Annotated in this window: 6 protein-coding genes; 3 read left to right on the top strand and 3 right to left on the bottom strand. The window is 66.1% G+C overall.

Features of this window, described 5'->3' with window-relative positions:
- On the bottom strand, positions 1 to 475 hold a 475-nt coding region (locus VEC04_RS10465), incomplete at its 3' end, for a hypothetical protein (protein ID WP_324776552.1).
- 145 nt (positions 476 to 620) lie between these two features.
- Between VEC04_RS10465 and VEC04_RS10460 the strand changes: the two genes are divergently transcribed.
- On the top strand, positions 621 to 1,136 hold the full coding sequence (locus tag VEC04_RS10460) for an ATP-dependent Clp protease proteolytic subunit (RefSeq protein ID WP_324776550.1): 516 nt from the start codon (positions 621 to 623) through the stop codon (positions 1,134 to 1,136).
- Positions 1,137 to 1,286: 150 nt separating this feature from the next.
- Here VEC04_RS10460 and VEC04_RS10455 read toward each other — a convergent pair whose 3' ends face one another.
- Positions 1,287 to 2,228 (bottom strand): IS1595 family transposase, encoded by a 942-nt coding sequence (locus VEC04_RS10455; protein ID WP_324776548.1) that lies wholly within the window; start codon positions 2,226 to 2,228, stop codon positions 1,287 to 1,289.
- Positions 2,229 to 2,334: 106 nt separating this feature from the next.
- Between VEC04_RS10455 and VEC04_RS10450 the strand changes: the two genes are divergently transcribed.
- Positions 2,335 to 3,543, top strand: a complete 1,209-nt coding sequence (locus tag VEC04_RS10450) for an NAD(P)/FAD-dependent oxidoreductase (RefSeq protein WP_324776546.1) — start codon at positions 2,335 to 2,337, stop codon at positions 3,541 to 3,543.
- 6 nt (positions 3,544 to 3,549) lie between these two features.
- Here VEC04_RS10450 and VEC04_RS10445 read toward each other — a convergent pair whose 3' ends face one another.
- Positions 3,550 to 4,929, bottom strand: coding sequence for a bifunctional diguanylate cyclase/phosphodiesterase (locus VEC04_RS10445; protein WP_324776544.1), 1,380 nt, complete (start codon positions 4,927 to 4,929; stop codon positions 3,550 to 3,552).
- 110 nt (positions 4,930 to 5,039) lie between these two features.
- Here VEC04_RS10445 and VEC04_RS10440 point away from each other — a divergent pair, with 110 nt between their 5' ends.
- On the top strand, positions 5,040 to 7,289 hold the full coding sequence (locus VEC04_RS10440; RefSeq protein ID WP_324776541.1) for a TonB-dependent siderophore receptor: 2,250 nt from the start codon (positions 5,040 to 5,042) through the stop codon (positions 7,287 to 7,289).

Below are 7,289 nucleotides of genomic sequence, written 5' to 3'. Positions count from 1 at the left end.
GCCAGATCATCAGTCGCCAAAGGTGATCGTCCATCTGCTTGATGGATTTTAGGGTCGCGCGGAGGTCTCCGATGCTTTCAACTCTTGCTTCGTGCCGAAGGGCTTTGTGGGTCCGCGATTGACCTTGATGGATCTTCGGACCTGTAGAGCGGAGCACGCCAAGATCGCTGTGCCAGATGCCGTCATGAACGTAGCGGTTTCGGCGAGTGCGGAGGACGTTGTCGATGTAGTCCGCCGCCACGAGAACCTCGACCGTCCAGAGTCGTGTGCGATCAACGTCCTGCGCCACCACGCCGATCTTGATCGCCGCGAGCATGTCGCGGAGCCCAAGGCACCTGACCATGTTTCCAATCGGCCCCTGCGGCATTCCGGCAACCGAAGAGAACACACAGCCGACAGTCCATTCCAGGCGCTCCCAAGAACGGCATAATCGACCTATGTTGAGGTCGAACACATCCATCGGATTTTTCGCCATGGCAGACCCCCTAACGCCCTCTAAGCCCGACGACGTTCTCCGCCGTATGCTGGCGATGAAGCCTAAGCCGAAGCCGAAAGAGAAGCCCGCTGGACCGCGAGCAAGCACAAAGAACAGCGAAATCGAATCGCTCTAAAGATTAGCGATGCGATATTTGTTCTATCATGGGCAAGTGAGCCCGGCGGGCGTCCGAAACGTGGAAAGTCTGCTGACGCAAGCCCTCCAAGAGGGTCACCCGGCAATCGTGCTATGCCTTGCCAGCGGCGGTGGAGACGTCAACGCGGGCGTCGGCCTTTACAACTTCATCCAGATGCTGCCGATGAAGGTCCACACTCACGCAGCGGGGCTTTGCGCTTCTATCGCTGTTACGATCTTGCTTGCTGGAGAGAAGCGAACGGCGGCCCCCGTCAGCGCGTTTTCGACCCATGCCGCCACATTTTCGGAAGGTCCGGAGAAGGGTCAAATCTCCCCAAATACGAAGCTGATCAGCCAGCCCTTTGCTGAGACGCTAGGATGGGATGAGGAGACGCTCGCTGCCCGTTTCGGCAGCAACGAGTTTCGCTTCGGACCCGATGATGCCCTGACTTTCGGCCTTATAGACGAAGTGGTGCTGATCAGGATTGGTACGGAAGACCGCATACTCCCGGTGCACATTCCCTAACTGACAGCCGAACTGGCGGCACCAGTCATCGCTACAAGCACAGTCACGAAACGGCATCATGCGGCCTCCATGCGCGAGGCCAGTATAGGACAGTTTTCCTAATCCTCCAACCAGTACTTTCGAGTCTTGTAGAGGCGCTTTCGCTTCGCCTTAGGCGGCGCAGGTAAGGCCGTCAGCCCGCCGATAGGTCAGGCGCTTGCCGGTGATCATTTTCAGGACCTTCGCTGCGCGAGCGGTGTCGTCGATGCCCAGCGCCGTGCGGTTCGTGTAGCGGAAATCAAACTCCGCCAGATAGCGGTGAAGGTGGCGCTTGGCGCAGTGCTGGTAGATGCCGCGCATCCCGCGCTTGAAGATCGAGAAATAGCCCTCAATCGTGTTGGTGTGGATTTCGGCGTCTAAAGCCGACACGTATTCGTCCCGCTGGTGGTTCACCACGCCATGCTTACGGTTCCAGAACATCGAGCCGTAGAAGGCGGCGGCGTCCGTCATCAGGCGAGCCTCGCGGGTGACGTTGGCGTTGATGATCGGGAACAGGGTCGAGACGCGCAGATTGTCCACGACGTAGGACTTGGCGCGACCGCTCTCACGGTCCACGAGCGACAGGACTTTCATCTTCATCCCGGTACGGACTTTCTGGCCCGGCTCCGGGCGATGGTCCGGGTCGAAGCCGATGAACGTCTCGTCGATTTCGACCGGCGTACCCTCGCCGCCCATCGGGAACGGGGTGTCGTCGCGCATTGCTTCGCGAATGCGATGGGCCATGAACCACGCGGTCTTATAGGTCACGCCAAGCGAGCGCATGAGCTGGTGGCTGCTCATGCCCTTCTTCGATGAAGCCAGCAGGTGAACCGCCAGAACCCACTTGTTGAGCGGCACGTGCGAACGCTCAAACAGGGTGCCGACCGTGACCGAGAAAGGCTTGCGGCAATCGCGGCACTTATAGACGCCGGGACGGGTGCTCTTGCCCTCCAGCTTCACGGAATTATCGACCGTGCCGCAGTGCGGGCAGGTCCGACCGTTCGCCCACTGAAGCTTTTCCAGATGAGCGCGGGCCGCGTCGGCGTCGGTGAAGATTTTATCGGTCAGGTCCATAGCCAGACACTACATCATGGGCGTGGTACGTCAAGTGCATAATTCCCAAGCGGCCAACAGCGGCCGGCCTGTGGCGGAGCGCCGCGGTTCCATCTATCTGCCTGTCATGACCAAGGTTCTGATCATCGGTGCGGGACATGCGGGCGGGACGGCGGCGGCCCTGCTGCGGCAGTACGGGCACGAGGGGCCGATCGTCCTGGCGGGCGAGGAGCCGGCGCCGCCCTATCAGCGGCCGCCGCTGTCGAAGGCGTGGCTGAAGGGCGAAGCCGATCTGGAGGCGCTGCTGCTGCGCCCGGAGAATTTCTACGCCGAGCACGGGATCGAGCTGCGGCTGGGGGCGACGGCGACGGCGGTCGACGCCGCGGCCAAGGCGGTGACGTTCGCCGACGGGACGGTGGAGACGTACGACGCGCTGATCCTGGCCACGGGTTCGGCGGCGCGGAAGCTGAACCTGCCGGGAGCGGACCGGCCGGACCTGCTGGAGCTGCGGACGCTGGCCGATGCGGAGAAGCTGAAAGCGGCGCTGGAGCCGGGGCGGCGGCTGGCGGTGGTCGGCGGCGGCTACGTCGGACTGGAGGCGGCGGCGTCGGCGCGGGCGCTGGGAGCCGAGGCGGTGGTGATCGAGCGAATGGATCGGGTGCTGGCCCGGGTGGCGTCGGAGACGTTGTCCGATTTCTTCACGCGCTACCATCGGGACCATGGCGTGGAGGTGCTGACCTCGGCAGAGGTCACGGAGTTCGAGGCCAGCGGGGTCCGGCTGGCGGACGGGCGGCTGATCGAGGCCGACGCGGTGCTGGTCGGCGTCGGGGCGGCGGCCTGCGAGCAACTGGCGGCGAGCGCGGGGCTGACCTGTGAAAACGGCGTAGTGGTGGATGAGACGGCGCGGACCTCGGATACGGCGATATGGGCCATCGGCGACGTGACCTGGCGGCCGATCCCGATGCACGGCGGGCTGCGGCACCGGCTGGAGAGCGTGCCCAACGCCCTGGAGCAGGCCAAGCAGGCGGCCGCGGCGATCACCGGACGGCCGGCGCCGGCGCCGGAGGTTCCGTGGTTCTGGTCTGACCAGTACGACGTCAAGCTGCAGATCGCGGGGCTGCCGCTGCAGGCCGAGCGTCAGGTGCTGCGCGGCGACCCAGCGGCGGCCGCGTTCGCGGTGTTCCATCTGGCCGGAGACCTGATCGTCTGCGTCGAGGCGGTCAACGCGCCGGCGGAGTTCATGGCTGGGCGGCAGATGATCGGCCGGGGCACGCCGGTGGACGCGGAGCGGCTGGCGAACCCGGCGGTGACGATGAAGGCGGTGGCGGCGGGCTGAAGCAGCTCAGGCCGCGACGGTGGCGGACTTGCGGGTCGGTCCGTCCAGCCGCTCGAGCAGGGCCTCGAAGGAGACGGGGCGGCCGATCAGATACCCTTGGGCCATGTCGCAGCCCATGCCGCGCAGCAGGGCCAGGGCGGTCGGGGTTTCGACCCCTTCGGCGGTGACCTTCATGCCGAGGCCGTGAGCCAGGTCGATGGTCGATTTGACCAGCAGCGCGTCGCGGGCCGAGTCGTCGAGGCCGAGGATGAAGCTCTTGTCGATCTTCAGCTCATCGGCCCGGATCTGCTTGAGATAGGTCAGCGAAGACAGGCCGGAGCCGTAGTCGTCGAGCGACACGGCGATGCCGGCCTGGGTGAACCGGTCGAGGATGCGCAGCGCGACGTCGGGGTTGCCGACCACGGCGGTCTCAGTGATCTCGAAGCATAGGCGGGCGTCCGCAGCCTTGACCGCAGCGAGGGCGAAGTCGGCGAAGCTTTCGTCGGACAGCAGGCGGCCCGACACATTGACGGACACCATCAGGTCGTGGCCGGCGCGGCGCAGTTCGGCCTGGTCCTTGACGGCCTGATGGATGACCCATTCGGTGAGGGGCCGGATGTGGCCGGTCTCCTCGGCCATAACGACGAAGAGGTCGGGCGAGACGCAGCCCCGCCGCGGATGGGTCCAGCGGGCCAAGGCCTCGACGGCGCGAACGCCCTCGGCTCGGAAGTCGTATTTCGGCTGGTAGTTCAGCGAGAACTCGCCGTTGCCGAGCGCGGCCATCAGTTCGCTGATCAGCGACAGGTTGCCGGCGGGGTCGCCATAACGAACCGGGTCGAAGCCCATGGCCCGGCGGTGCGCCGCGCGGGCCTGGTCGATGGCGATGGAGGCGCGGTCGACGGGCGAAGCCACATTGCGGTTGATCAGGCCGGTGCGGGCGAGGCCGGCGGTCAGGGCGATATCGACCGGCGCGCCATTGAGGATCACCGGCGTCTGGGCCGATTCGCAGAGCCGGGCGGCGGTTTCGACGGCCTGGTCGTCGCTTTCCGCGCGGAGGACCAGCCCCAGCACGCCGGCGCCGACCCGGGCGACGGGCGTCGCGCCGGTCAGGCCGGAGAGCCGGCGCCCCACCGTGGTCAGCAGTCCGGCCATGGAGTCGTAGCCGATGGCGTTGCGCAGGACCTCGAAGCGGTCGATGCCGAACAGGACGACATAGACCGGCTCCGCGCCGGCGGCGGCCCGCTCGAGCGACAGGCGGTTGCCGAGTCCGGTCTCCTGATCGTGCAGCGCCATGTGGGTCAGCCGCGGGTCGTGGTCGAGCGGATTCGTCCGGCCGGGGGCGGATGAAAACAGCGCGGACAGGAACGCCAGCGGACTGCGCATCCCTTGCGCATACCCCAGTGTCATGAAGCGCGCGTAAACCGCATTGAGTTGCGACTTGTTCGCAATATCGCTTGCACGCCGCGGCCAAGCTGATAATGCGAGCGCATCGCAATATCAAACCAAGGCCTCCCGCCATGCTGTCCGGTCCCGACGCCCTTCGCGCTCTCCTGTTCGCCTCCAGCGCCGCCGGGATGCTGATGGCGGGGCCCGCGCTGGCCGAGCCGGGGCCGGAGGCGGCCGACCCGCAGGACGCCACCAATCTGGGCACCGTCACGGTGACGGGCGAACCGACCCGGCGCGAGCCGCAGTCCCCCGAGTTCGTCGCGCCGCTGGTGGATACGCCGCGCTCCGTGACGATCATTCCGCAGCAGATCATCGAGCAGACGGCGGCGACTTCCCTGCAGGACATCCTGCGCACCTCGCCGGGGATCACCTTCGGCGCCGGGGAGGGCGGCCAGCCACTGGCCGACCGGCCGTTCATCCGGGGACAGTCGTCGGGCAACAACGTCTTCGTCGACGGTATCCGCGACAGCGGCGGCCAGCAGCGCGAGGTCTTCAACCTCGAACAGGTCGAGGTCGTGAGGGGGCCCGACGCGGTCTATTCCGGACGCGGCTCGGGCGGCGGCAGCATCAACCTCGCCTCCAAGGCGCCGCGACTGACCGATTTCGCGCATCTGGGTCTCGGCGTCGGGACCGACGGCTATCTGCGCGGCACGATCGACCAGAACTGGAATCTCGGCGAGACGGCGGGCCTGCGCCTGAATCTGATGGGCTCCGAGGGCGATGTGCCGGGGCGCGAGGCGGTGGATTTCGACAAATGGGGCCTGGGACTGTCGCTGGCGGCCGGGTTGGGCACGGACACCTCGGCGACGTTCAGCTTCTATCACCTGACCAGCCACCAGATGCCCGACTACGGCATCCCGCTGTTCACCAAGATCGGGGTGCGGACGACCGACAGCGGCATTCTGGATGTGCCGTACGACAGCTTCTACGGCCTGACGGCGCGGGACTATCTGACCAATGAGGTCGACAGCCTGACGTTCGAGATGGAGCACGCTCTGACGCCGAACCTGACGCTTCGCAACGTCAGCCGCTACGCCGAGACGCTGAACGACTATGTGGTCACCAACCCCGGCGACGGCGGTCGCTTCAACACCACGCCCCCGGGCGCGGTCCTGGTCGGCGGCGAGTGGTGGATGAAGCGCGGGACCAAGTCGCGCTGGAACCCGACCACCACCATCGCCAACGTCACCGACCTGACCGGCCGGTTCTCGACCGGCGGCATCGAGCACAGCTTCAACCTCGGCCTTGAACTGGCGGAGGAAAAGAACCGCAACGCCTCGTATACGGTGGTCACCACGGGCGGCTCGGCCTGTCCGGCGCCGCTGACGGGTTTCGACTGCACCCGCGTCTACGATCCGAATCCGTCTGATCCGTGGACAGGCGTCATCACCCGCGGGGTCATCAGCACCAGCACGACGGACACCGTCGGCCTCTATGCGCTGGACTCGATCGAGTTCGGTGAGCGGTGGATCCTGAACCTCGGCGTCCGCTACGACGACTTCTCGGTCGCCGGCGTGAACGGGACGGGCACGGTCGCCGCGCCGATCTACACTCCCGTTGGCGGCGACTGGGACTTCGTCAACTACCAGGTCGGGCTGGTGTTCAAGCCGACGACCAGCTCCAGCGTCTATGCCTCGTATGCGACGTCTGCGACGCCGCCGACGATCTCGGCGGGCGACCAGAACACCGGCGGCGCCGTCGGCACGGAGCTGCTCGATCCGGAGGAGACCGAAAGCTTCGAGGTCGGGGCCAAGGTCAACCTGTTCGGCGACCGGCTGGCGCTGTCCGGCGCTGCCTTCACGCTGAAGCGCGAGAACGCCCAGATACAGGTGTCGCCCGGCGTGTTCGAACAGGCCGGCGAGGCGGAGGTGAAAGGGATCGAACTGGGCGTGTCCGGCAACCTCACCCAGGAGTGGCAGGTGTTCGGCGGCTACACCTGGATGGACTCGGAACTGGTCTCTGGCGCTTACAACAACGTCAACGTCGGCGATCCGCTGGCCAATACGCCGGAGCACAGCTTCAGCCTGTTCAGCACCTACCGCGTGACGCCGAAGCTGAGCCTCGGCGGCGGCGTCTACCACGTCTCAGACAGCTTCGGGGGCAATCAGGGCGGAGCCGGCGGTGGGGCTAACCGGATTTACGCGCCGGCGTACACGCGGGTGGACCTGTTCGCCTCCTGGGACCTGACCGACAGCGCGTCGCTGCAGCTGAACGTGCAGAACGCGGGCGACGAGGAATACATCCTGCGCACCAATGGCGTGCACCACGCCGACGTGGCGCCGGCCCGGCAGGCTATCCTGACGCTGAATCTGCGCTACTAA

The sequence above is a fragment of the Brevundimonas sp. genome (assembly GCF_035626535.1).
In the GTDB taxonomy this organism is placed as follows: Bacteria; Pseudomonadota; Alphaproteobacteria; order Caulobacterales; family Caulobacteraceae; genus Brevundimonas.
Note: the sequence above shows the minus strand (reverse complement) of the source record. Positions and strands in the feature narration are given on the sequence as shown.

Excerpts from the sequence above, each read along its gene's own strand:
- VEC04_RS10460 (WP_324776550.1), top strand. The coding sequence starts at position 621 with ATGCGATATTTGTTCTATCATGGGCAAGTGAGCCCGGCGGGCGTCCGA.
- VEC04_RS10455 (WP_324776548.1), bottom strand. The coding sequence starts at position 2,228 with ATGGACCTGACCGATAAAATCTTCACCGACGCCGACGCGGCCCGCGCT.
- VEC04_RS10450 (WP_324776546.1), top strand. The coding sequence starts at position 2,335 with ATGACCAAGGTTCTGATCATCGGTGCGGGACATGCGGGCGGGACGGCG.
- VEC04_RS10445 (WP_324776544.1), bottom strand. The coding sequence starts at position 4,929 with ATGACACTGGGGTATGCGCAAGGGATGCGCAGTCCGCTGGCGTTCCTG.
- VEC04_RS10440 (WP_324776541.1), top strand. The coding sequence starts at position 5,040 with ATGCTGTCCGGTCCCGACGCCCTTCGCGCTCTCCTGTTCGCCTCCAGC.